The sequence below is a fragment of the Corynebacterium sp. Marseille-P8863 genome (assembly GCF_946902955.1).
Taxonomy (GTDB): Bacteria; Actinomycetota; Actinomycetes; order Mycobacteriales; family Mycobacteriaceae; genus Corynebacterium; species Corynebacterium gottingense.
Genome location: NZ_CAMPQC010000013.1, coordinates 60,111 through 83,838 on the forward strand (window position 1 = coordinate 60,111; position 23,728 = coordinate 83,838).

Consider the following 23,728-nt stretch of genomic DNA (forward strand, 5'->3'; position numbering starts at 1 on the left):
AGGTGGGTTAGAATCCCCAATCATGACGTCAGTTCTCCCGACCGAGCCCACACCCGAGCACGCGCCAGGTGCGATGCCTGGCCGAGAGCCATCGCTTCTCGACGCCACGTGTGAGGACTTCGTCTACGACTACGCCCAGCTCACGCCCACCCTGGGCACGCAGATCGGGCTCGAAGGCTTCGACGCCGACCTCCAGGACTTCAGTCCCGAGTACTGGGACGCGACGGCGGACCGCATCCGTGACCTCATCGCGGACGTCGACGCGCTCAATGACTCCACCGACGCCTCCGACGACGAGGACGACTTCGACGAGGTGGACAGCCTCACCGCCACGATCCTGCGCGATCGGCTGACCTACCACCTGGAGCTGCACCACCAGGGCGAGTTCCTGCGCCGGCTGAACAACATCGAGTCGCCCGTCCAGACGATCCGCGACTCCTTCCTGCTCATGCCCAAGGTGACGGAAGAGGACTTTGACAACGTCGCGGCCCGCCTGAGCAAGGTGCCCGACGCGCTGTGCGGCTACACCGAATCCCTCTCCGAGGCGGCGAACAACGGCAACGTGGCGTCGCACCGCCAGATCGACGCGGTGATCAACCAGTGCGAGACGCTCGGTGAGTCCGGCTCAACCCTGGACTACCTGGGCCTGCCGCCGGAGTCGAAGGTGGTAGAGGAAGCCAAGGAGGCGTTTGCCAAGTTCGCGGACTGGCTCTCCACCGAGCTGTCGCCGCAGGCCAACCACGAGGACGGGGTGGGCCGCGACCGCTACGAACTGTTCTCCGAGTACTTCTTGGGCCGCGAAGTGGACCTCGATGAGGCGTACGCGTGGGCGGAAGACGAGTTGCGGGTGACCGTCGATAAGCAACAGGCCCTGGCGCGACAGCTGTACGGCGCAGAGACGAGCGTGCCGGCGGCGTACCGGCGCCTCAACGAGGATGACCGGTACACGCTGCACGGCACCGACGCGCTGCTGGAGTGGCTGGACAAGGTGAACGCGGAGGTCGTCGAGTGCTTCGCCGGCAGCGAGCTCGACATCCCGGAGGACATGCCCGGGGTGAACACCGCGATCGACCGGGCCGGGTCCGGTGGCGTCTTCTACACCCCGCCGAGCGACGACATGCTGCGCCCCGGCACCATGTGGTGGTCCGTGCCGGAGGGGCAGGAGACCTTCCACACCTGGCAGGAGCTGTCCACCGTGTTCCACGAGGGCATCCCCGGCCACCACCTGCAGCACGGCGCTGCGCTGCTCAACCGCAACGAGCTCAACCTGTGGCGGCGCTCCGTGTGCTTCAACTCCGCGCACGGCGAGGGGTGGGCGCTCTACGCCGAGCACCTCATGGAGAACTTCGGCTGGTTCGAGGACCCCGGCTACCTGATGGGGCTGCTGGACTCGCGGCGCCTGCGCCTGGCCCGCGTGATGGTGGACATCGGCGTCCACCTGAAGAAGCTCTCGCCGGACGGCAGCGGCACCTGGGACGCCCAGTACGCGAAGGCGTTCCTGCGCGACAACTGCGCCATGCCGGAGACGCGCATCTCGTTCGAGCTGGACCGCTACATGGGGTGGCCGGGGCAGGCGCCGTCGTACGCCATCGGCTACCGCGATTGGTGCACGCTGCGCGAACGCGCGCTGGCCCAGGGAATGACTGCCGCCCAGTTCCACACCAAGGCGCTCGGCCTCGGGTCAATGCCCATGGACATGCTCGCCCACGAGGTGCTCAACCACTAGCGCGAAAGCTTCCGCAGCAGGTTGGGCAGGTAGCCGGCGACGATGAGGATGCACACCAGCCGGATGATCTGCAGCGACACCACCGCCGGGCCCGCGCCGCCCTCCGCGGACAGCGCGAGCGCGGTCTCCAGCGCGCCCGGCGTGGTGGCCAGGTAGCCCTCGTAGAGCGAGAGCCCGAGCCACTTGGACATCACCCAGCCGGACGCCGCGCACGCCGCCATGAGCAGCACGATGTAGGCGAGCGTGGCCGGCAGCAGTCGGCTGAACTGCCGCAGCGCCGGCACGGAGAGCCCGCCGCCGCACATCCAGCCGAGGCAGAGGAACGCCCCGACCATGAGCGGCTGCGGCGGGATGATCTGGAACGGGGTGAGCGAACCGAGGAGCGCGGTGAGCAGCATCGGGCCGAACACGCTTGAGTTGGGCAGGCGCAACAGCTTGCCCAGCGGCTGGCCCACCAGCACGATCGCCGGCACGAGCAGCCACATCCACCAGTACGGGTCCGTTTCCTCCGGGGCGTGCGTCTGCGGTGCGCTGAGCAGCCCCGCCACCAGCGGCAGGGTCATAGAGACCACGAGCAGGCGGAGGTACTGCGTGAGGGTCACGTAGCGCACGTCGGCCCCGACGTCCTTTGCAATCGCGGGCATTAACGACGCCCCACCCGCCAGCAATGACAGCACACCGGTCTCCCGCGACACACCGTGGTTGGCCAGCACGAAACCGCCGACGAACGCCAGCACGATCACGAACGCGGCGGCGGCGACGCCGGGAAGGAGAAACGGCAGCAGCTCCCTCGGCGGGATGCCCACCAGCGGCAACGCCGCCATCACGCCGACTGCACCGCGGGCGAGCCGGAACACGCGGTCATCCAGCGGCAGGTCGCTGCCGGTGATCAGCGCCGCGGCGCCGGAGGCGATGATGGCGCCGAGGATCCAGGCTGCGGGCACATGGAGCGCGGAGAGCACCCAGCCCAGCAACACCGAAGCCGGGGCCACAACCATCCAACGCTGCATAGGACCTCATAGTAGCGTTTACTGCCATGGGCACACTTCTCCTGCTCGCGGTGGCGTCGGCGGCGAGCGTGCTGGCCACCAACAAGGTCGCGGCGGTGACCGGCACCGCCTCCGCCGCGGCGACGCTGGTGCGCAAGGTTGGCGTCCCGCGGGTGACCTGGGGGTACGCGGTGGCGGCGGGGTGTGCGTCGGCAGGCGGGGCCCTGGCGGTCGCCCTGATCAGCGACTCCGTCATCCGCCCCGCAATCATCGTCCTGCTGCTGGCCGTGGGCGTCTTCATCACGCTGAAGCCCGAGTTCGGGGCGGAGGGGAACCGGCTGATCACCCGGCGGCGCGCGCTCATCGGGCTGGCCATCGCGGCCCCGGCACCGGCATGTTCCTCATTATGGGGTTCACGGCCGTGTTCACCCAGTCGTTCCTGCAGTCCGCCGCGATGGCGAAGGTGATCAACACCGCGACGAACACCGGGGCACTCGTGGTGTTCATCGCGGGCGGCTTTGTTGAGTGGAAGTTAGCGCTCGTGCTTGCTGCGGCGAACGTGGTGGGCGCCCAATTGGGGGGCAAGGACCGTATTGAGCGGCGGTTCAAAACTCGTGCGTATCGCGCTTTTGGTGCTCGTTGTGGTGCTCTGCCTGCGCCTCGGGTGGCAGGAACTGCTGACACGCTCCTAGGGATATGCCAGAATATTGACGTATGGCACACATTGATCGTGACGCAAAAGGAGACGGTTCCGCCAAGAAGCTCACCACCGAGGAGCGGATCTACGCATCCGTGCTCCGCATCGCGCAGCGCGAGGGGTTTAGCGCAACCTCCATCGACGCGGTCGTCGCCGATTCCGGTGTGGCCAAAACGACCATCTACCGTCGCTACGCGGACCGCAAAGAGATGCTGGTCGACGCGCTGGACAACATCGCCATCTCCATCCCCAACATCGTGGACTACTACTCCGAGGATGACGCGCTGACCAAGGAGGCGTTCCGCGAGTACATCACGGAGCTCGGTTCCTTCATCGAGGACAATGTGGGCACCCGCGTCTTCGGCTCGCTCATCGCCTCTGCCGACCCGCTCGTGGTCGCGTGGCGCGAGCGCTTCGAAGAGGCGTTCTACGACAGGTTCATCGAGGACATCGAGGACGCCCAGACGAAGGGCACCCTGCGCCCCGAGGCCGACCCGGGCGTCGTCGGCGCAATGGTCGTCGGTGCTGTGATTCTGCGCTCCACTTTTAACGTGGGCAGCGCGAAGCTGCAGGCCAAGCGCATCACCGAGGTGTTGTGGCCGGTGATTGGCGTTAGCTGAGGGTGAGTGTGCCGTCGATAAGCCTGAGCACCGCGAACGCGGCGCCGACGACAACGATGGCGACGACAACCCACTCGAACGCATTGAACAGGCGCTCCTTGTTGTGCACGCGCGTCCACACGTACGGCACGATGCACGGCAGGACCGCGAGCGCGCCCAGCAGCACGTAGACCGGGTCCGCGGCGTAGACGAGCCACAGCGAGTAGACGAACCCGACCACGCCGATGATGAGGCTGCGGCGGTCGTCCGCGCGGGTGGTGGCCGGCCCGGAGTCGTCGAAACGCTCGCCCGCGTGCGGGTGGCTCAGGCCCTTGCCGCGCGAGGCCAGCAGGATCAGGTACAGCGAGGAGAAGATGTAGGGCAGCAGGTACATGATGGTGGCCAGCTGCACCATCGCGTTGTAGGAGGCCTCGTTGGAAAAGAAGATGATGACAAAGAGCTGGATCACTACCGTGGAGATGAGCTGCGCGCGGAACGGGGAGCCCTCGTTGTTCGTTTTGCCCAGGGCCTTGGGCAGCAGGCCGTCGTTGGCCATGAGCACGATCGGCTCCGCGCACAGCATCTGCCACGACACGTAGGCGCCGAGCACCGACAGACACAGGCCGATGGAGATGAACACGCCGCCCCACGGACCGACGACCGCCTCGAGGACCGCGCCCATCGAGTTTTCCGGCAGCGCCGCCAGCTCCGGCTGGGTGAGCACGCCGTAGGACAGCGTCGACACCGCGACCAGCAGCAGGAGGACGGAGAGGAAGCCGATGATGGTGGCGCGGCCGACGTCCGTGCGCGTGCGCGCCTGCTTGGAGTACACCGAGGCGCCCTCGATACCGATGAACACCCACACCGTGTACAGCATGATGCCCTGCAGCTGCTGGGAAAACGGGATCGAAGAACTTTCGCCCCAAAAGTCCAACGTGAATTTGTCCCAGGAAAAGCCGAGGAAGGCGACGAGGACCACGAAGCACAAAATCGGCACCAGCTTGGCCACCGTGGTGATCACGTTCATCACCGCGGCCTGCTTCACCCCGCGCGTGAGCATGGCAAAGATCGTCCAGGTCAGGACGGTCACCGCGCCGGCGAGCACCCAGTCGTTTTTAAACGCGGGCACGTAGTAGCCGATGGTGGAGAAGAACAGGGTGGCGTAGCCCACCTGCGCCATCACGGAGCCCAGCCAGTACCCTAACCCGCTGGTAAAGCCGATGAAGTCGCCCAGGCCCGCGCGCACGTAGGAGTACACGCCGGAGTCCAGGTGCGGCTTGCGACGCGCCAAAATCTGGAACACAAACGCGACAGAGAGCATGCCCACGCCGGCGATCACCCAGCCGATCAGCATCGCCCCGGGGCTGGCCACCGAGCCGATGTTTTGCGGCAGGGCGAAGATGCCGGAGCCGATGGTGGAGCCGATGATCAGGGAGACCAAAGTCCACATAGTTACAGTGTGGGCGCGGGTAGTCATGGCGAATAAGTTACCCGGCGAGCCCCCAAATCTGTTAGTTTTGGTGCTTTTTTGTGCGCGCAGTCGGCGTCGCGCTCCACGGGTCCTCCGGCCACGGGTGCTTGGGGTAGCGGCCGCGCATCTCCTTGCGCACGTCCTGGTACGGGCCGTCCCAGAAGCTGCGGAGGTCGTCGGTGACGGCCAGCTCGCGCCCGGCCGGCGACAGCAGATGGAAGAGAAGTTTGCGCCCCGCGATCACCGGCGAGTCCGCCAGCCCGAACGCCAGCTGCAGCTTCACCCGCACGAGCGGTCGCCCCGTGGAGTAATCAATCCTGCCGATCGGCAGCCGCTCCGGCGCGAGCTCGTCCAGCTTCGCGGCCTCGGGCCACGGCAGCTGCCGCATGAGTGCGTTGCGCATATTGAGCTCGCTTATCGACGCCCCACCCGCCAGCTCGCCAACCTCCACCGAATAGTCGCCACGCGACACATCGGGCCACGGACTGCCAAGCGTCTCGTGCAGGAAGTCCAGCCGCTGCTTGAGCTTCTGCGCCGCGTCGTCGAGTTGGAGATCCTCCAGGGAGATCCCTTCGAGCGCCCCCTGCGCCTCTTCCGGCGACAGTTTCACGGGCGTCGACGACAGCTCGATCGCGCCGACCGCCCGAACCTTCCGCCCACGGACCTTCCCGTTGTGCAAGGTTGCTCGGATGGTCTCCTCGACGCGCGCTTCCGGCAGGTGATACGGCGCGGCCTCGCGGATGATGGCGCCGCGGGACGTCCTCTGCACCTCGGCGGCGGCGATCCACTCTTCTTTTCCCGCAAAAGTTGCGCGGGTGCCGCTGGCCAGCAGGTATTCGTCGCCGACCCGCTTCGCCACCCACTGCGGGAACGCAGTCGCAATCACGTCGCCGTCGGGGACCTTTGAGGTTTTCGGCACGAGCCGGCCGAGCCGCTTCGTGTCCATGTCGCCGAGCCTGGCGACGCACTCCGCCGCCCCCGACCCGTACTCCAGCAGCGCCGCCCCGAGCCGGGGGTCCAGCGGCAGGCCCACAAGTTTTCGGCCAAAAGTGGTGATGGCGTTGTCGGCGTCGAGGGCTCCGAGTTGGCGGAGGGTGGCGTGGGCGTCGGCAAGCGACTGCTCCGGCGGCTGATCGAGCAACGGCAGGTCGGGCGAGCCCCACGCCGCGATGGCGAGCGCGGCGCCGGTGAGGTCGCTGGTGGCAATTTCCGGCGAAATGTCGGCCGCGAACTTCTGGAAGTCCTCGCGGGAAAATGCTCGAATGACGTGCCCCGGCCCGAGCCTGCCCGCGCGACCCGCCCGCTGCTCCGCACTCGTGACGGCCTCCGAGACCGTGACCAGGCCCGTCATGCCGCGGTTGTCGCGCTTGGGCACGCGCGACAGGCCCGCGTCGACGACCCGGCGCACGCCCGGCACTGTGATCGAGGACTCCGCAATACTCGTCGCGACGACGACTTGGGAGCTTCCGTTCAGCGCCTCGTCCTGCTCGGCGGAGGAAAGCCGCCCGTGCAGGGGTTTTGCGTCCTCACACGCGCCGCACACCAGGTCCACCTCGCGCGCGCCGGGGACGAACACGAGGGTGCGCGTCGCGCTGGCCTGCGCCAACTGTGCGACGTGCCGGTAGAAGTCACGCGTGCCCTGGATACGCTCCGGGTGCGGCGCGTACTCGATGTCCAGCGGGTGGGTCACCGCTTCCGTGGACATGACGCGCGCGCCCATGTGCTGGGCGAACGTGCCAGCGTCGAGGGTGGCGGACATGGCGGCGAGGTAGAGATCGTCGCGAAGCACGGCGACCTCCATGCACATGGCCAGCACCAGGTCGGTGTCCAGCTGGCGCTCGTGGACCTCGTCGAGGATGACTGCATTGACTCCCTCAAGCCCCGGATCCTTGAGCAGGCGGTTGAGGAGTACGCCCGGGGTGACGAACTCGACGAGGCTGCCGTCGGCGTGCTCGCCGCGGATGGAGTAGCCAACTTTTTGGCCCAAAGCTGAACCGTCCAGGTGCGCCAGCCTTCTCGCCGCCGACCGCACCGCGACTCGCCTCGGCGCGGTGACGATGGTCTTGCCAACCTTGTTTGCAATCGCCGGCGGCAGCAGCGTCGTCTTACCCGTTCCGGGCGGGGCCTGTACGACGAGCGGGCCGGAATCGGGCAGCTGGTCCAGGGAATCCGCTACTGGCAGACCCTTTCCGATTTTCGCAAGGTCAAACATGAGTTTCCAGGGTAGCGTGAGGGGCATGAGACGTCTCTTCGCAGCGATCGTCCCACCGGCCGAGGTCACGGAGCACCTCATCACTGCCCTGCGCCCGATCCGGGAGTTCTCCGGCACGGAGGTGCGCTGGACGGACCCGGACAACTGGCACATCACGTGCGCGTTTTACGGCAGCCAGCCGAACGACGCCGCCGCGGTGAGCGACCACCTTTCGCAGGCGACGGCGTTTACCCGCCCGCTGCGCCTGCACCTGCGCGGCGCCGGCTGCTTCGACCGCCGCACGCTGTGGATCGGCGTCGGCGGGGACAAGGCGCCGCTCAAGGACCTCATGGCGGACTGCCAGCTCGACCCGGAACAGTGGCGGCGTCAGCGCGCCCACCTGTCCGTCGCCCGCAGGGGGACGAGGACGCGGGACATGCTGCTTCTCGACGACCACGCCCACGCCCTCTCCATCTACTCCGGCCCCGACTTCACCGTCGACGAGGTGCTCCTCATGGAGTCGCACCGCGGGCAAGGTCGAAGCGGCGGCCCGAAGTACGAGGTCGTGGACCGGTTCTACCTGCGGTAGGAGAAGATGAGCATCTCTGTGTCGTCCGGCTTGCCGCGGTAGCGGCCGTCGTCGCCCGGGAAGTTGTTGTCCAGGGCGGTGAGGTAGCGGCCGTCCTTGAGCTGGACGATGGTTTCCACGCTGACCAGCGGGAAGGAGAAGGGGTCGCCGACGCCGTACGCTCGGGCGTCGGACACCATGCCGATCTTGCCCGGGTTCGCAATGTTGAGCAGGTCCACCATCAGGTCCTTCTCCAGGGTGCTGCCCGGCTCCGCATCCTTGAAGCCCTTGACCTCGAAGACCTTCTTCAGTGCTGCGTCGGAGCCCAGGTTGTCGTCACGCTCGAGGACGAGGAGGCGGCCGTCCTCGGTGAGGAAGGCGTCGCCTAGGTTCGCGTCCTCGGTCTCGGCGACGTAGTTCCAGGTCTTGCCGGTGTACTTGCCTTCCTCGGTGTCGAACTGGGAGACGACGCGGACGTGCTTGTCGGTGGCGTCGTCAAGATAGCCCTCGAAGATGGGGTAGAGGTAGCGCCCGTCGGTGGCCATGGACTCGAAACCCTTGGAGTTACGCAGGTTGGGGGTTTCCCCGTCCTTCAAGGCCGGGTTGGACGGGCTGGTGACGCCGGGGTAGGGGAACGGGGCGTCGAGAAGCGTGCCGTCCTTGTCAAGGTGCAGGATGTACGGGCCGAACTCTTCGCCGACCCAGAAGGTGCCGTCCTCGGCCTGGACGAAGGATTCGGGGTCGAAATCCGCGCCGGTGAGGAGGCGGTCCTCCGTGTCGTTGTTGACGATCTCCCACGGGATCTTGTGGTTCGGGTCCTTCATCCCGGCGAAGTCGAGCACCTCGACGCCGCCGACGCCCTGCGGGTCCTTGGCGGTTTCCGCGGTCTCCCAATTTGGCCTGACGTGGTAGATGCGCAGCAGGAAGTCGGAGGAGTTGTCCTTGGCGCCGAAGCCGTTATCAGGCAGGGCGTAGAAAGAACCGTCGCCGATCTCGATCATGCCGGAGAAGCCGGGGATGACCTGGCCCTTGAATGGGTGGGTCTGGCCGTTGCCGTCGAACGCGTCCTTACCGGAGTCCGGACCCGGCGCCTGGTAGAGGGCGTCGAGCTTCGCGCGGGCTTCCAGGGTCGGGCCGGTGGTGGTCTCGGTGGTCTCGGTGTTCTGGGTGGCGATCGCGCTGATCGCGCCGCCGACGAGTCCGCCGGCCACGAACACGCCGGCGATGGCGGCGATGACCTGTTCGAGCGTGGCGTCCTTGACCATCTGGTTGAGGGGTGCGGGGAGTTGCATGTGGTGCTACCTCGTTTTCGTTGCATGGTGGGTCGTGCCCAGCGAAGTTTAGGGCGCGTATCCACTTCGCGCTCGGTGAAAAGGACTAGCTCGGGAAAATCATTCCGTACTCCCGCTCGAGCGCCGCGATCCGCGCGTTGGCCTTCTCCTCGTCGTGGTCGCGGTCGAGCTCGTCCAGGATCGCGTGGCCCTTCGCGGCGAACTCGGCGGCGCGCGCCCGATTCCTTCGCACGCTGTCCAGGCTGGACCTCCATCGCGGGTGCGTCGGCACGGCTTCCTGGTTGAGGAGCCCCTCGGACTCGGCGAACTCGTACGTCCCGTCGGCGAACAGCCAGACCACCTCACCGGTCGCCCGGTCGACCAGGTACGTGGCCCGCTTATCGGTTTTCAGGTTGTGATGGTGCTGGCAGAGCGCGAAGAGGTTGTCCGGCGTCGTCGTGCCACCCCGGTCGAAGGGGATGCGGTGGTCCAGTTGACAGTCCGCCGCCGACCGGTGGCACCCCGGGAAAATACATGTGCCGTCGCGCGCCACGACGTAGCTGCGCATCTCCGCGGTCGGCGTGTAGCTCTCGGTACTTTTCCGCGAAATCTCGTCCAGGTCCACCTCGCGCGCACCGGCCCGTGCGATCCACTCGTCCAGCGCCGCCGTCGCCTCCGGCCCCGTCCACCCGCTCCCGGGCAGCTGCACCGGGTCGCCCGCCGCGCGCCCCTTCGGCGCGTAGACGTGGAGCACCGGGCTTACCGACGCCACCACCTCCCCCGTCAACAGCCGCACCACCGTCTCGGCCAACGTCAGCTTCTGCTCGCGCGCCACACGGAGAATGCTCTTCTTGCACTGGGCCGCGGTCACCTCGTCCGTGTTGAGCTGGACCACGGACTGCGACACCCCGCCCAAGACGAAGTCTGCGAACGTGACTGATGGCCCCGCAGCGGCTCGCTCTCGGCGGCGCTTCGGGTCGTAGGCGCGCTCCGGGTCGATCTGGCGGATGAGCTCGCGGATGCGTCTGGTGACGGTGTGTCTCCGGGGCATGTGCTGATCGGTTTTGGAGGGCGTGAAGAGGGCGGCCAAGGTGTCGTCGATAAGCGCGAAAGCCTCAGGGTCGACCTCCTCCCCGAGCTCGGCGAGCACCCGCTCGATGGCGGTGAGGTGCGACATGTCGAGCAGCTTCGTGCGGCAGTGGATCTCCTGGAGCTGGGGGAGGTGCCGCAGTGTGGCGTAGGCGAAGATGCCGTGTTCGACGAAGCCCTTGGACCACCCGGTGGCCTGCTGGATCTGGGTGACGCGCAGGTCGAAGTCCTCGATGTCGCCGTCGATGTACGGGGCGAAGACGGCGAAGTGGGCCTCGCGGGTGGCCTGGGCGGCGGAACTGAGTGGGTCGTCTGGTCGTTGGGTGCGGAAGTAGGTCGGTGGCGATGCGGTTGCGGTGGTCATGGTGTCCCCCCATCGAAGTGAAGTTTCCATCATGCTACCGAACGCACATACGACGCGCAAGGGTTACAGTGCGTCGACTCTGGCTACCAGGCAATATAGTGTTCGAATGTACGAAATTTAGATGTTGCGTTTGACGGTTGCGGGCACGCCCGCCACGAGGGAGTCCACGGTGATGGGCTGGCAGCCGGGACCGAACAGGGTGCGCGCCCCGATGTCCAGGATGGTGCAGTTGAAGTTCATGTAGCAGTCCGGTCCGAAGTGCGTGTTCGTGCCGTACTCCAGGTGGATCGCGGCCCACACGCTGGGGATTTCGCCGTTAGGGAACAATTCGGCCAAAAGTTCGCGGGCGCGCTTTGGGTCGGTATTGCTCGGAGCATTAAAGTCGCGGACCAGCGCCCAACCTGGCCCGTGGTCGGCCATCGCATGATCCTTCTTGCCACGTGGATCGCGGCCTGGATGATGTTCAGTGGGCGCAATCGGTCTTGTTAGGCTGATCACATGGGAAAGCAGCGAGTTGCAGTAGTTACTGGCGGTTCCGCGGGTATTGGTGCGGCGGCGGCCCGCGCGCTGGCGAAGGACGGGTGGCGCGTGGTCGTCGCGGCGCGTCGGCTGGACCGGTGCCGAGCGGTCGCCGAGGGGATCGGCGGGGTGGCGGCGGAGTTGGATGTGACGGATCAGGGGAGCGTCGATAGGCTTGCGGCCCAGTTGGAACGCGTTGACCTGGTAGTCAACAACGCGGGCGGCGCGAAGCAGCTGGACTATCTCAGGGACGCGAGCGATGCGGACTGGGAATGGATGTTTGCCACCAACGTGATGGGCACGATGCGTGTCACCCGCGCGCTGTATCCGCAACTCAGGGAGTCTGAGGGGCTGGTGATCAACATCGGGTCGGTCGCGGGCACGGACGCCTACAAGGGCGGCGCCGGCTATAACGCGGCGAAGTACGGCCTGCGCGGCACCACTCGCGCGTTCCGGCGCGAGGAGACCGACCAGCGCATCCGCGTGACCGAGATCGACCCCGGCCGGGTGAAGACGGACTTTTCACTCAATCGATTCGCCGGTGACCAGGAGAAAGCCGACGCGGTGTACGAGGGCAAACTCAATCTGTCCGCCGAGGATGTCGCGGAGGCGATCCGCTGGGTGGCCAGCTTGCCGCCGCACGTGAACATCGACAGTCTCAACATCATGCCGGTGGATCAGGCCGAGCGCTGACCTCGGCTAGAATGAGTGCATGATCTTGACTACGACTCCGACCGTTGAAGGTCGCACCATCAGTGAATACATGCGCGTGATTGGCGGCGAGACCGTCATTGGCATCAACCTCTACCGCAGCATGAGCGCCGGCTACAACCGCCCCGTGGAGATCGCGCAGGCCCGTGACGCCGCGCTCAACGAGCTGTGGAAGCGCGGCGAGGAGCTCGGCGCCGACGGCGTCATCTCCGTGGCCATCGACTACGAGCCGCTCGGCCCGGACGGCGGCGCCATGCTCGTCTCCGCGACCGGCACCGCGGTGAAGCTTGCCTAGTATGGACGTTTCCATCTCCGGCGACTCGATCCGCCTCGGCCAGTTCCTCAAGCTGGCCAACCTCGTCGAGTCCGGCGGCCACGCCAAGGAGGCTATCGCTGCGGGCGACGTCGCCGTCAACGGGGAGGTGGTGACGTCGAGAAGCCATTTGCTTTACGACGCCGACGTGGTCTCCCTCGACTCCACCACCGCCACCGTCGTCTGCGGCGGGGAGGAAGACGACTACTTCGACGAACGCACCGCCAACGACGACTTCGACCCGGAGAAGTGGCGCAACCTCCCCTAACCCGAACCTGCAAAGGAGCCTTGCATGCCCGCTTTCAGCGCGGAACCCGGTATGCCGTACTGGCAGGACCTGCTCACGCCTGACGTGCAGAAATCCACCTACTTTTACTCCAAACTCCTCGGCTGGGAGACCTCCGGCGAGGACTACCTGGTGGCCAAGAAGGAGGGGCTACCAGTCGCGGGCATTGTGCCGGGCGAGAGACCGGCGTGGGTGACCTATTTCCTGGGCGGGGCCCCGGTGGAAAAGTTTGGCGGAAAAGTTGTGGCGTCCTCCGAGGTCTCCCTGGGCCGGATGCAGGTGTGCCAGGACCCGGCGGGCGGTCTGTTCGGTCTGATCGACCCGGCCGGTGAGGAGCAGTTCGTCGCGGCCGGCGAGCCGGGTGTGCCGGTCTGGTACGAGTACAGCGCCCCGGATCTCGCGGCGATCGACTTCTACGGCGACCTGTTTGACTGGGAGATCAAGGAGTCGGACGGCTACTACCTGGCGCTCGCGGAGGGCGCGCCGTTTCTGGGCATGCGCGTGCAGGAGCAGCACGCGGGCTGGCAGAGCTTCTTCGGCGTGGCGAACATTTCGCAGGCGCGCCAGGAGGTCGGCATGCTGGGCGGGGAGGTGCTCGCCGGTCCTGGCGACAGCCCGTTCGGGCCGATGTTGGCTATGCGCGACTCCGCCGGCGCCGCCTCCTTCCTCGTCGAGGCCCCCGAGCCCGCCCCGGAGGACTTCAGCGAGGCCGACTCGGTCCTAGAGCTCTAGTGCTCTCAAGAACTCCGCGAGGTCCCGGACGCGCCGCCGGGCCTCAGCCGGTGTCTGGATGTAGTGCGTGGAGTGGTACTCGTGGGCGTCGGAAATCCTTGCCCCGAGCTCGTCCTTCGTCCCCACCTGGATAAACGTGGGCACCCCCAGGTCCGCAACTTTTGTGGGAAAAGTGAGGGCTAGGGCATCGACGTCGCGCGGCAGGCGCTCGCTGCCCGTGGAAAACGCCCACACCGCGACCGTTTCCGCGCCCTGCTCGCGGGCGAATGCCACCGCATCGTCAGGCCTGTCCGACACCAGCACGGTGGCTCCCGACAGCTGCGCCACCGCCGCCGCCTCCGGCCGGAACCAGTGCTCCATCGCGCTGTCCGGCCCGTCCCACAGCGCGATCACCCAGGTCGCGGCGTCGTCGCCGTACAGCTCGCCGAGCGGGCAGCTTCTCGACGCCACCTCGCCCGTATACGCAACGCCCGGCATCGTATGGTCTACCGCGGACCCCAGCATGAGCATGGCTGCGTGCGTGATCCTGTCCGGCAGCAGCGCCAGGTACTGGGGCGAGTCCGGGTCGTACGTCGCCTCGATGTAGGAGACGAGCTGCTCCAACTGCAGCGCGTCCGGCAGCGGGCGGTCCACGCCGCCGACGTTGAAGTCCGGGTCGCCCTGGACGTTTTCCGGGTACTCGTCTACCAAATCTTCACCCTGTCCTCGGGGGCGATCCACATGGCGGAGCCCTCCTCGACGTCGAAGGCCTGGTACAGCTCGTCGATATTTGCGGCGATCACGTTGCAGCGGAACTCGTTCGGGGCGTGCGGGTCGATGGCCAGCAGCTGCGCAGCCATCTCCGGGCGGGTCTTGGAACGCCACACGCGCGCCCACGCCTTGAACAGCGCCTCGAAGTCGGGGTTCTGCTCGTAGTTGCGGTACGCCACGACGGCGATGCCGAGCCCGCCGAGGTCACCAATGTTCTCGCCGAGGGTGAACTCGCCGTTGACGCCCTGGGAGCCCTCGTCGAGCACGGACGGTACGAGGCCGTTGAACTGCTCGACCAGCTTGGCGGTCAGGGTCTCGAAGGCCTCGCGGTCCTCGTCGGTCCACCAGGAGTTGAGATTGCCCGCGCCGTCGTAACGCGAGCCCTGGTCATCAAAGCCGTGGCCGATCTCGTGGCCGATTACCGCGCCGATCGCACCGAAGTTCTCGGCCGCGCTGGCGTCCGGGTCGAAGAAGGGCGGCTGCAGGATCGCGGCCGGGAAGGTGATGTCATTGACCACCGGGTTGTAGAAGGCGTTGACGGTCTGCGGGGTGGTGACCCACTCGTTGCGGTCCGCCGGCTTGCCAATCTTGCCCAGCTGGTAGTCGTGCTCGAAGGCGGAGCCGCGGCGCACGTTGGCCACCAGGGCGGCGCCGCTGGTGGAGAACTCGAGCCCGTCGAAGTTGCGCCAGTTGTCGGGGTAGCCGATCTTGGCGGTGAACTGGTCCAGCTTTTCCAGTGCGCGCTCGCGGGTGCCGTCCGTCATCCAGTCCAGCGCCGAAATCCGCTCGCGGTACGCGGCGACCAGGTAGTCCACCAGCTTGAGCATGTGCTCCTTGCTGGAGGGCGGGAAGTGCTTCTCCACGTAGCGTTGCCCAATCTCCTCGCCCACGAGGGACTCGGCCAGGCCGACGGCGCGCTTCCAGCGGTCCCGCTGCTCGGTCGCGCCGGAGAGCGTGGTGCCGTAGAACTCGAAGTTCGCGGCGCCGATCTCCTCAGTGAGGAGGCCAGCACGGGTGCGCAGGATGTTCCAGACGGCCCACAGCTGCCAATCGGCGAGCGTCTCCGGGCGCAGCATGCCCTCGAGGTCCTCGGTGTAGGACGGCATCATGTTGATCACGGTGCCGTCGGGAAGCCCGGAGGCGCGCAGCAGCGCCTGCACGTGGGCGGGCAGCGCGTCGAGCGTGGTCGGGTTGTAGGTGGCCATGGCGTCGCGGGAGCGCACCACGTCCCAGTGGCTGCCCGCCAGCTGTGTCTCCAGGTTGAGGATGCGCTCGGCCGCCAGCGCCGGCGTCAGGCCGAGCAGGTACTTCGGGTCCAGCACGCCGAGCATGCGCGCCACGTGCTCCTTGTATGCGGCGAGCGTTTCGGCGTGTTCCTCTGAGCGGTAGTAGGCCTCATCGGGCAGTCCCAGGCCGGACTGGATGAGGTACGGCACGGAGTCCTCGCCCTGCGAGTCCTTCGCTACCCAGTAGGTCAGCGGGCCGCCGACGCCGCTGCGCTCGAGGGCGCCGAGCGCAGCGACGAACTCCTCGACGGTGGTCACGGACAGTGCGTCCAGGTCCTCCTGGAGCGGGGCCGTGCCAGCGGCGTTGATGGCGTCGGTGTCCATGAAGGAGGTGTACAGGTCGCCCCCGCGGCCCGCGCCCTCCTGCAGCAGCGCGTGGACGTCCTCCTCCGACTTGTCGCGCAGCGCGTAGAAGGATCCGTCGATGCCGCGGTCGGCGGGGATCTCGTGCTCGCGCACCCAGTCCCCGTTGACTAGCTCAAATAGGTCATGCATGCCCCCACTGTAACGGGTTTAGGCGTGCGAGATGATCCAGTTCGACGCTTCCTGTTGGTCCGCCAGCGTGTACTGGCCGTGGGCGCCCATGCCGGTGAACACGCCCAGCGCGCCGATGCCCAGGTTGCTCAGCAGGACGTTGAACTTTTTCAGCGGAAGTTTGCCGGCGCGCAGGTCGGTGGCCAGTGCGGGCTCGACAAGCGGGCGGTACTGGGCGTCAGTGGAGCAGACGATGTCGCGCGGGTTGCAGATCTCCAGGACCCGCTCGCCGAGCTCGCCGTAGCCGCCCTTGAGCTCGCCGAGCGCGCCGCGGGACTCGGGGGCCGTGATGCGGGAGAGGACCGCGCCGTTGCCGCCCTGGTACGGGTTGGCAAACAAGGCGGCGGAGTCGACCCGGTCCGGGGTAATTGGGCCGTTGCCGTGGGCGATGTCTCGCAGGAGGCGCGACGCAATGTCCGCGCCGAGCGAGTAGCCGGTGAAGCTGAAGGTGGCGCCCGGGCAGGAGGCGGAGAGGCGCTTCACGGTGCGCACCGTCTCGTTGTACCCGTCCGCGGAGGATGCGTAGTAGTTGTTCGCCGCAAACGGGGTGGCGCTGTAGGACACCCACAGCGGCTGGACGCTCCCGCCCGTCCCCAGCTGGGTGAAGATGCCGGTGAGGAACACGTTGCCGCCGTGCGGCACCGCGTTGGGGATGCCGGGGGCGGTGTTGGCACCGCCCGGGATGGCAATGAGGTACTGGTCGGTGCAGCCCTGCTGCTCCACCAGCTGGCCAGCGTTGTCGGACGGCTGGATGGGCGCGGGGACCGCCTGCTCATCGGCCGCGGCGGCGGTCGGCGCCAGGGCGATGAGGGCAGCGGCAACTGCGGCAGCGAGACGGGAACGGCGCATTCGTCTTACTCTTCCGGGTCACGGATCTTCATCGGGCCCGGAGTCCACCAGCCCGATCGGACGACCTCATCGTAATCTATCTGCGCGTTGTTTGGGATGTCACCGACGGAGTTCGTCCTGCGCTCGTACTTCGCGGCGGAACCCCAGTCGCGCTGCCAGTCGTTGCGCAGGTAGCCGGGGATCTCGTAGGAGTAGTTCACGGCCTCCGCGGTGGACAGCGCGCCGCCGCCCAAGAAGTCCATGAAGCCGGACAGCTGCTGCTTGCCCGGGGCGTCCGGCATGATGCGGTACTCCGGGATCTCGGTCACGCCGGCGTAGTGGCTGAACGTGCGCTGGCACGGGTACTGGAAGGCGACGGACCAGTCGAGCAGGCCGGGGGTGTTTGCGTCGAAGCGCTCGTTGAGCGGGGACAGGTGCGGGTTGCGCAGTGGGGTGATGGCCAGCCAGTCCTCCTCGGCCAGCGAGGCGTCCTCGGCCACCAGGCGCGCCACGTCCGCGTCCTCCGGCAGGTCCGCCAGCGGCAGGCGCAGGTTGCGCCACAGCGGGGTCGGGCCCTGGTCCAGCATCTCCTTCTCGCCCAGCTTGGTGATGCTGCCGTCGTCGGCGCGCTTGCCGTACTCCAGGACCAGCTCGGTGCCCTCCTGCTCGACGCCGTTGATGTCGTGGTGCTTGATGCGGCCGGCGACGGAGGTGACGAGGAGCGGGGAATCGTCGTGAAGCTCCGGCAGCTCGTACCAGGAGGTCTTGATCTTGGCGGATGCCTTCGGCTCGTCCTCGAAGGTGCCCAGCACCGGCACGCGCGTGTAGTCCAGGTTGAACGGCAGGCGGACGGTGGAGCCGTTGATGCCGCGCATGGACTTCGGGCGGTTGCCCTGCGTGTGCGTCGTGGTGGTGGATTGCGCCTCCTCGGTCAGGTCCTTGGCGTCCGGCGCGTCCTCCTCCGTCTCCGTGCCGTCGGTGCCAGCGCTTGTCGACGACGCGTCCTTCTCCACCGCCGACGCCTCCGAGCGCGATTCCTGCTGCGTATCGGAGGAGTTCGCGTTCTCGCTGACGATGAAGGCCGGCACGCCGTCGGGCGTGAACCCGCGGTTCTCGTCGCCGGAGTCGAGCGACTTGCCCAGCGGGACGCCGTCGGCCGGGGTGAGGAAGGAATCGTTGGTGTCGTCCTCCAGCAGTACATCGTTTGCAAGCGCGCAGGTGTCGCCGGCGAACGACTTCACGTTGCCCATGCCCACCGAGTACGCGGGGGCCTGGGACGCGAACGCCTTAGCAAAGGTGAGGCAGGAGAAGGCGACCATCGCCACCGCCATCACGGCGATGGGGGCGGCCATGATGCCGGTCCAGGCTCCGCCGACGCGCTTCTCGGTCTGGTCCTTGCGGAAGGACTGGACCACACCCACCAGGGCGACGAGTAGGGCGAGGATGAGCACGACCTTGTTCGCCTCGACCGCCTTGAACTGGACGGTCTTATCCCACCACGGGACGCCGAAGGAGGAGACGTACCACCAGGCGTTCCAGCCGGCGAGGGTGAGCGCCATGAGGAACAGGACCGCGGCGATGGCGAAGGTGCGGTTGCGCTTGGACTGCAGCGCGATGTGGGAAAGTACCACGGCGCCGAGCGCGGCAACCGCGCCGCCCAGGCCCGCGTAGATGCCAAAGTGGTGGGTCCACTTCGTCGGCGTGAACATGAGGAAGAACGTGGACAGGCCCACGATCAGCAGCATCCGCAGCGTCACGTCCTTGGCCACCCCGGGCACCTTGCCAAAGCGGGCGACCGCCCAGGAGATAAGGATGAGGCAGAAGAAGAACACGAACATGGGGAAGCGGCGCGACATCGCGCCGTCCACGGACTGCTGGAAGAGCGTGCCGTAGCGGACCCACTCGGAGAACCACTCGAGGGCCGGGCCGACCTGGCTGCGCACCGACGTGGACTCGAGCACGGTGGCCAGCGTCTGGTCTTTGAAGATAGGCACGAACACCGCCAGGCCGGCACCCAGGAACACGGCCACGTAGGCCAGGCCGGGGGCGATGTGGCGGCGCCGGTTCATGATGCGGAACACGGCCGGCAGGCTGACCAGGAAGATGCCCACGGCGGCGAGGCCGGTCGGGCCACAGGCCAGGGTGATCGCCGCGGTCACCGTGCCCCACGCGGCGGGGGCGAGCCGGCCGGAGGCGATGGAGCGCTCGAACATGGCCCAGGTGGCAATCACGCCGAGCGCGATGATCGGCTCCGGGCGCAGCCCGTTGTTGTACGGCAGCCAGAACGCCAGGAAGACGAAGGCGGCGGTCCAGTGGGCCACCTTGCGGTCTGCCACCACCGAGCCGAGGCGAGGGAGGATCTCGCGCGAGAGGATCCACCAGGTGAGGACCGCGGCGAGCAGCGTGGGCAGGCGCATCCACATGGACGCGGTGGTCACCTTGGACAGCAGGGCGAGGACGTCGTAGAACGGGGAGCCGAACGGGGCCTCGGGCACGCCGTACCAGCGGTAGTAGTTCGCCATGTAGTCCGAGTCGTTGGACACGCGGGCCATGGTGAGCAGGAAGCCGTCGTCGGAGGTGTTCGCGCCGAAGACGTGCCAGAACGCGAGGATGGCGAGCACGACGGCGTCGAGAAGCGTGAAGGTGCGCCAGCGGGGGCCGAAGGCGGGCAGGTGCTTCCCGTCGTAGCGGTCCAGGCGGCGCAGGGCCCACAGGCCGATCAGGGCGGCGACGAGGCCGCCGACCATGCTGAGCAGCTTGACGGTGGTGGGGGAGGAGGTGAAGCGAGAGTTCACGTCGACGGTGGCGGTAAGGCCGGCGTCGATAAGCTTCTGCGAAGCCTCGGGCTTGAGCTCGGTGTACAGGCCGGTGAGCTGGGGCCTGTAGTCATCGTCCGACTCCTCCACGAAGGTGGTGCCGGGGATGGCGGCGGTCATGCCCTCGTCGGTCTGGCGGATCTCCAGGCGCGCGTCGGCGGGCAGGGAGCGGACCTCGTCGGGGGTCAGCTCGAAGACGACGTCATTGAGCGAGGAGACCACCAGGCCGCCCTCGGGGGCGGTGATGAACAGGCCGCGGTCCGTCGCCTCCTTGGAGGATTCCGGGAGGGTGGACAGGATCGTGGTCTGGTCATCGCGCAGCTCGTCGACCGCGCTGAGCGGGATGGTCAGCGACACGTCCTGCGGCGCGAGCGAGATCAGCGGCGCGTTGACGGAGGCGACGCTGCCCTGCTGCGGCCAGGAAATCTTCGACTGCACCTGGTTGACGGGCAGGAAGGGGGTGAAGACCAGCAGGACGAAGGCGATCAGACCGGAAACGATCGCGGTGTAGACCAGCGACTTCGGAGCTTTTGGTTGAACATTTGAAACGGTTGCCACGAACAGTCACCTTACTGTGACTGACGCGCTATGTACGCACCACTACCGCGAACGGGCCGATCTGCTCCACGTCCCAGTCGCCGCCCTCGAACGCCTTCGGGTTGAAGAAGATGCCCTCGTAGCGGACGTTCGGCTGGTTGGGGAAGATGTCGTGCGCGATGTGCGTCTTGAACCCGGCCTCCGGGTCGTCCACGTCGCCGCGGAAGATGAAGGCGGCGGGCGGCTCCCACTTCGCGCCGTCGATGGCCGCGGTGAGCTCCTCGGGGTGGTCCCAGGACAGCTGCGACCAGGCGGCCAGGGCGTCGTTGCGCTGGTCGTACTCGCCGAGCGGGTTGGCGTAGTGGCTGGTAAACGCGTTGAAGCCGAAGAAGGGGTGGAACGCCATGAAGTTGATCTCATCGGTGTAGACCACCGCTTGGTTGGGGGCGTGCCCGTGCGACTCGATCAGCTCCGAGATTTCGCCGTAGTACTTCGCCGCGTTCGGCGGGAAGCGGTCGGCGCGCTCGCCGAAGCCGTCAGTGTCCGCGTAGGCCTGGTCGATGTGCGACTCGTTCTCGGCCGGGATCTGCTCCACGTACGCCAGACACGCGCCGGCGAGCACGACCATGACGATGGCCATGATGCCGCGGATGGACTCCGGGGAGAACCGCGCCGGGTAGAAGTAGTCCAGCCCGACCAGGCAGGCGTCCATCACGCCGATCACGCCCGCGGTCGCGAACACCTCGATCACCAGCACCTCGATGCGGAACCCGAGCAGTGAGGTGCCCACCAGGGTGGCGGACATGGACGCCAGGCACCAGGCGTAGCAAACAATCGCGGCAATGCCTAACGACGCCACCTCTTTGTCCACCGCGCGCACCACCAGAAAGATCAGACCGAAGAAGGAAAGGACGCCGATAACGGAGAAGGACAGGAACGGCAGCGGGTAGGCCGTGCCCTCCTCCGGCAGGAAGTGGTTGGCGGTGGACTTCACCTCGTAGTCGCCGAACAGCACGTTGTAGAGGTACGGTGCCCAGCTCAGCAGCGCGATGACCATGGAGCACACGCCGATGACGCACAGCCTGCCGATCACCCGGAAGTTGCGGTCCTGCATGACGCACTCCACCCCCGCGAGCACGACCACCAGCAGCGCGGCGACCGCGGTGAACAGGGTGTAGAAGCAGGCGGAAAGGCCCAGGTAGAGCACCATGAAGATGATGGCGTTGCGGGAGCCGAGGAGCGCGCGGCGGGCGATGATGGCGGCCGCGGGGAAGAACATGGCGACGATGGCCGCGTACGGCTCGTCCGGCGTCTCCGTCAGGACGATCGCGGTGGTGACGGTGGCGATGGTGCACGCGACCGGCAGCGAGCCGGTGATCTTCTGCCAGATCGGGGTGAGCATGGCTGCGCCTGCCGCCAGGGTGATCAGCGCCCAGGGCTGGAAGACCTCCCAGCCCGGGATGCCCAGCAGGTCCGCCACGCGCCCGCCGGCCCAGAACCAGCCCATTGGGTAGAAGGTGGGCAGGTCTTTGTAGTTCATGTCCGCGTTCGCCGCGGTCTCCGTCATGCGCGACAGGAACTGGGTGCGGAAGCCCTGGTCCACCTGGATGCCATCCAGCCACAGGCGGGTCGCCGCCAGCGGGATGGCCAGCGAGGTAATCACCAGCGCGGGGGCAGTGATATACATCATCACCGCCTTCGGCCAGGTGCGCTTGCCGCGCAGCCAGCCGATGCAGCAGACCAGGGTGGCGCCGAGGATGACAAACGAGCCCGCCGTGGACAGCGCGCGCGTGGACATGGACCGGTTGAACGCCGGCAGGGAGATGGAGTGGAGCACAAACCAGGCGAGTGTGGTCACCGCGGCGGCCGCGAACCCTGCGGCGAGGGTGAGGATGAGCGTCTTCCGCGCGGAAAGTGCGTCGGGTTCATAGCCGGTGGTGCGCAGCCCAAACGTGGGGTCTACCGAAGTTTCAGGTGCAACTGTCGTGCTCATGCCCTCTAGTTTCGCACAAACCTGGCGGGTGCTACTCGACACCTCGCTCAGACAGGAACATCAAGATGGCGCGCACCCGTCGATTGTCCTCGTCCGGGGTGAGACCCAGCTTGGAAAAGATGCTGGAGACGTGCTTCGCCACCGCCGCCGACGAGAGGAAAAGTTTGGCCGAAATTTCGGCGTTGGACAGCCCTTCCGCCATGAGCTCGAGGACCTCGAGCTCGCGCGGGGTCAGCTCCCGCAGCCACGGGGCGCTGGCGTGCATGAGGGAGCTGGCCACCTCCGGGTCGATGACCACGCCGCCGCCGGCGACGGTTTCGCAGGTGGTGATGAAGTCCGCCACCTCGGCGACCCGGTCCTTGAGCAGGTAGCCCGTGCCGCCGCCGAGCTTTTGGCCGAAAAGTTCGCGGGCGTACGGCGCGGCGACGTATTGGGACAGGACCAGCACGTTTAGGCCCGGGTGGCGCTCGCGGAGCTCCAGGGCGGTGGTGAGTCCGTCGTCGCGCATGTTCGGTGGCATGCGGACATCGGTGATGAGGAGGTCGGGGAGGGGTGTGGCGTCGATAAGCGAGGTGAGCTCCGTCGCGCTTGAGGCCTGGCCGACGATGTCGTGGCCGCGCCGGGTGAGCAGGCCGGCGACGCCCTCGCGGAGCAGCGCGGAGTCGTCCGCGATCACGAGCTTCACGCGCCCACCCCGCTTTCGCCGCGGAAGAGCAGCAGTGGGATGCGCGCCGCGACGGTGGTCGGGCCGCCGGCCGGCGAGTTCAACTCGACGTTTCCGCCGAACGCGGCAACGCGCTCGCGCATCCCATCGAGGCCGCCGCCGGGAAGGAAGTTCGCGCCGCCGTCGCCCTGGTCAGTGACTATGACGTTGAGCGTGTCGTCGCAGGTGATAAGGATGTGGACGGGGTGCCCTTTCGCATATTTCGCCGCATTCGTGAGCGCCTCGGTGGCGAAGAAGTAGGCGGCGGCGAGCACGGATGCGTCAATGGCGGGCAGTGGGTGCGGGGCGCGGACCCGCACGTGGGGGCCGTACTGGGAAGCTGCAGTCTCCACTGCCGCGACCAGGCCCCGGTCGGTGAGCTCGCTGGGGTGGATACCGCGGACGGTGCGTCGCAGGGTTTCCAGGCCGCGCTTGAGGTCGGCCGCGGCGTCGTCGAGAAGCGCCCGGGTGCTCCCGTCGGTGTCGATCCGCGCCTCGCCCACCTTCATCGCAGCGGCGACGAAATGCTGCTGCGCGCCGTCGTGCAGGTCGCGCTCGATGCGCAGCCGCTCCACCTCGTAGGCCTCGGCGATCCTGCGCCGAGACGCCGTGAGCTGGTGAACTCGTCTGGCGGCCGTCGCCTCGTTGCTCGCTCGTTTCCTCCACCTCATACCTGCATACAGTAGCGAGGTAGTGCTAGCACTACCCGATTTTTGGGCGCGAGCACCATGGTGAAACTTTTCGGCCAAAAGTTG

The 23,728-nt window shown here is 67.1% G+C and carries 20 protein-coding genes and 1 pseudogene; 8 read left to right on the plus strand and 13 right to left on the minus strand.

The window, feature by feature from the left end; genetic code table 11:
* Positions 1–22: 22 nt before the first annotated feature.
* Positions 23–1,726 (plus strand): DUF885 domain-containing protein, encoded by a 1,704-nt coding sequence (locus OVO38_RS09315; RefSeq protein WP_240510560.1) that lies wholly within the window; start codon positions 23–25, stop codon positions 1,724–1,726.
* On the opposite strand, the gene OVO38_RS09320 is transcribed toward OVO38_RS09315, so the two are convergent.
* A complete protein-coding gene (locus OVO38_RS09320; RefSeq protein WP_095535860.1) occupies positions 1,723–2,736 on the minus strand; it encodes an AbrB family transcriptional regulator in 1,014 nt (337 codons plus the stop codon). The two genes, OVO38_RS09315 and OVO38_RS09320, sit on opposite strands and share 4 nt — an antisense overlap.
* Positions 2,737–2,762: 26 nt before the next feature.
* Here OVO38_RS09320 and OVO38_RS09325 point away from each other — a divergent pair.
* Both OVO38_RS09325 and OVO38_RS09330 read left to right on the plus strand, forming a co-directional pair.
* A pseudogene (locus OVO38_RS09325) lies at positions 2,763–3,407 on the plus strand (TSUP family transporter).
* Between the two features lie 22 nt (positions 3,408–3,429).
* Positions 3,430–4,032 (plus strand): TetR/AcrR family transcriptional regulator, encoded by a 603-nt coding sequence (locus OVO38_RS09330; protein ID WP_095535862.1) that lies wholly within the window; start codon positions 3,430–3,432, stop codon positions 4,030–4,032.
* Here OVO38_RS09330 and OVO38_RS09335 read toward each other — a convergent pair.
* A complete protein-coding gene (locus tag OVO38_RS09335; RefSeq protein WP_095546902.1) occupies positions 4,025–5,488 on the minus strand; it encodes a basic amino acid/polyamine antiporter in 1,464 nt (487 codons plus the stop codon). The two genes, OVO38_RS09330 and OVO38_RS09335, sit on opposite strands and share 8 nt — an antisense overlap.
* 34 nt (positions 5,489–5,522) lie before the next feature.
* Positions 5,523–7,694 (minus strand): ATP-dependent RNA helicase, encoded by a 2,172-nt coding sequence (locus tag OVO38_RS09340; protein ID WP_267208331.1) that lies wholly within the window; start codon positions 7,692–7,694, stop codon positions 5,523–5,525.
* A gap of 25 nt (positions 7,695–7,719) precedes the next feature.
* On the opposite strand from OVO38_RS09340, the gene thpR reads away from it, so the two are divergent.
* A complete protein-coding gene (gene thpR / locus OVO38_RS09345; protein WP_095275281.1) occupies positions 7,720–8,262 on the plus strand; it encodes an RNA 2',3'-cyclic phosphodiesterase in 543 nt (180 codons plus the stop codon).
* Here thpR and OVO38_RS09350 read toward each other — a convergent pair.
* The 3 genes from OVO38_RS09350 to OVO38_RS09360 form a co-directional block, all read right to left on the minus strand.
* Positions 8,250–9,533 carry an esterase-like activity of phytase family protein gene (locus OVO38_RS09350; protein WP_267208332.1) on the minus strand — a complete coding sequence of 428 codons (1,284 nt, stop codon included), beginning with the start codon at positions 9,531–9,533 and terminating at the stop codon, positions 8,250–8,252. The genes thpR and OVO38_RS09350 overlap by 13 nt on opposite strands.
* An 85-nt stretch (positions 9,534–9,618) precedes the next feature.
* The gene (locus tag OVO38_RS09355; protein ID WP_122086032.1) at positions 9,619–10,965 is read right to left on the minus strand and encodes an HNH endonuclease signature motif containing protein; all 1,347 of its coding nucleotides are present in this window, start codon (positions 10,963–10,965) and stop codon (positions 9,619–9,621) included.
* Positions 10,966–11,082: 117 nt separating this feature from the next.
* Positions 11,083–11,385: a hypothetical protein gene (locus OVO38_RS09360; protein ID WP_122086031.1), complete on the minus strand. Its 303-nt coding sequence runs from the start codon at positions 11,383–11,385 to the stop codon at positions 11,083–11,085.
* A gap of 78 nt (positions 11,386–11,463) precedes the next feature.
* Here OVO38_RS09360 and OVO38_RS09365 point away from each other — a divergent pair, with 78 nt between their 5' ends.
* The 4 genes from OVO38_RS09365 to OVO38_RS09380 are packed head-to-tail and all read left to right on the plus strand — an operon-like array spanning position 11,464 to position 13,526.
* A complete protein-coding gene (locus OVO38_RS09365; RefSeq protein ID WP_267208333.1) occupies positions 11,464–12,177 on the plus strand; it encodes an SDR family oxidoreductase in 714 nt (237 codons plus the stop codon).
* 19 nt (positions 12,178–12,196) lie between these two features.
* Positions 12,197–12,490, plus strand: a complete 294-nt coding sequence (locus OVO38_RS09370) for a heavy metal-binding domain-containing protein (protein ID WP_095275276.1) — start codon at positions 12,197–12,199, stop codon at positions 12,488–12,490.
* Complete coding sequence (locus OVO38_RS09375; protein ID WP_165765822.1) at positions 12,483–12,776, plus strand: RNA-binding S4 domain-containing protein; 294 nt, start codon at positions 12,483–12,485, stop codon at positions 12,774–12,776. Before OVO38_RS09370 ends, OVO38_RS09375 begins: the two co-directional genes overlap by 8 nt.
* Before the next feature lie 24 nt (positions 12,777–12,800).
* Positions 12,801–13,526 (plus strand): VOC family protein, encoded by a 726-nt coding sequence (locus tag OVO38_RS09380; protein WP_267208334.1) that lies wholly within the window; start codon positions 12,801–12,803, stop codon positions 13,524–13,526.
* Here OVO38_RS09380 and OVO38_RS09385 read toward each other — a convergent pair.
* Genes OVO38_RS09385 through OVO38_RS09415 form a run of 7 tightly spaced genes read right to left on the minus strand, consistent with a single transcriptional unit; the run spans position 13,515 to position 23,644 of the window.
* Positions 13,515–14,246 carry an alpha/beta hydrolase gene (locus tag OVO38_RS09385; protein WP_233127027.1) on the minus strand — a complete coding sequence of 244 codons (732 nt, stop codon included), beginning with the start codon at positions 14,244–14,246 and terminating at the stop codon, positions 13,515–13,517. The two genes, OVO38_RS09380 and OVO38_RS09385, sit on opposite strands and share 12 nt — an antisense overlap.
* Complete coding sequence (locus OVO38_RS09390) at positions 14,210–16,057, minus strand: M13 family metallopeptidase (protein ID WP_267208335.1); 1,848 nt, start codon at positions 16,055–16,057, stop codon at positions 14,210–14,212. The genes OVO38_RS09385 and OVO38_RS09390 overlap by 37 nt, the downstream gene beginning before the upstream one ends.
* An 18-nt stretch (positions 16,058–16,075) precedes the next feature.
* Positions 16,076–16,945, minus strand: coding sequence for a cutinase family protein (locus OVO38_RS09395; protein WP_095275271.1), 870 nt, complete (start codon positions 16,943–16,945; stop codon positions 16,076–16,078).
* 5 nt (positions 16,946–16,950) lie between these two features.
* Positions 16,951–20,298, minus strand: a complete 3,348-nt coding sequence (locus tag OVO38_RS09400; RefSeq protein ID WP_267208336.1) for an arabinosyltransferase domain-containing protein — start codon at positions 20,296–20,298, stop codon at positions 16,951–16,953.
* A 28-nt stretch (positions 20,299–20,326) separates the two neighbouring features.
* Positions 20,327–22,270 (minus strand): galactan 5-O-arabinofuranosyltransferase, encoded by a 1,944-nt coding sequence (locus tag OVO38_RS09405; protein WP_267208337.1) that lies wholly within the window; start codon positions 22,268–22,270, stop codon positions 20,327–20,329.
* Positions 22,271–22,301: 31 nt separating this feature from the next.
* Positions 22,302–22,955 carry a response regulator transcription factor gene (locus OVO38_RS09410; RefSeq protein WP_267208338.1) on the minus strand — a complete coding sequence of 218 codons (654 nt, stop codon included), beginning with the start codon at positions 22,953–22,955 and terminating at the stop codon, positions 22,302–22,304.
* Positions 22,952–23,644 carry a sensor histidine kinase gene (locus OVO38_RS09415; RefSeq protein WP_267208339.1) on the minus strand — a complete coding sequence of 231 codons (693 nt, stop codon included), beginning with the start codon at positions 23,642–23,644 and terminating at the stop codon, positions 22,952–22,954. Before OVO38_RS09415 ends, OVO38_RS09410 begins: the two co-directional genes overlap by 4 nt.
* Positions 23,645–23,728 lie beyond the last annotated feature (84 nt).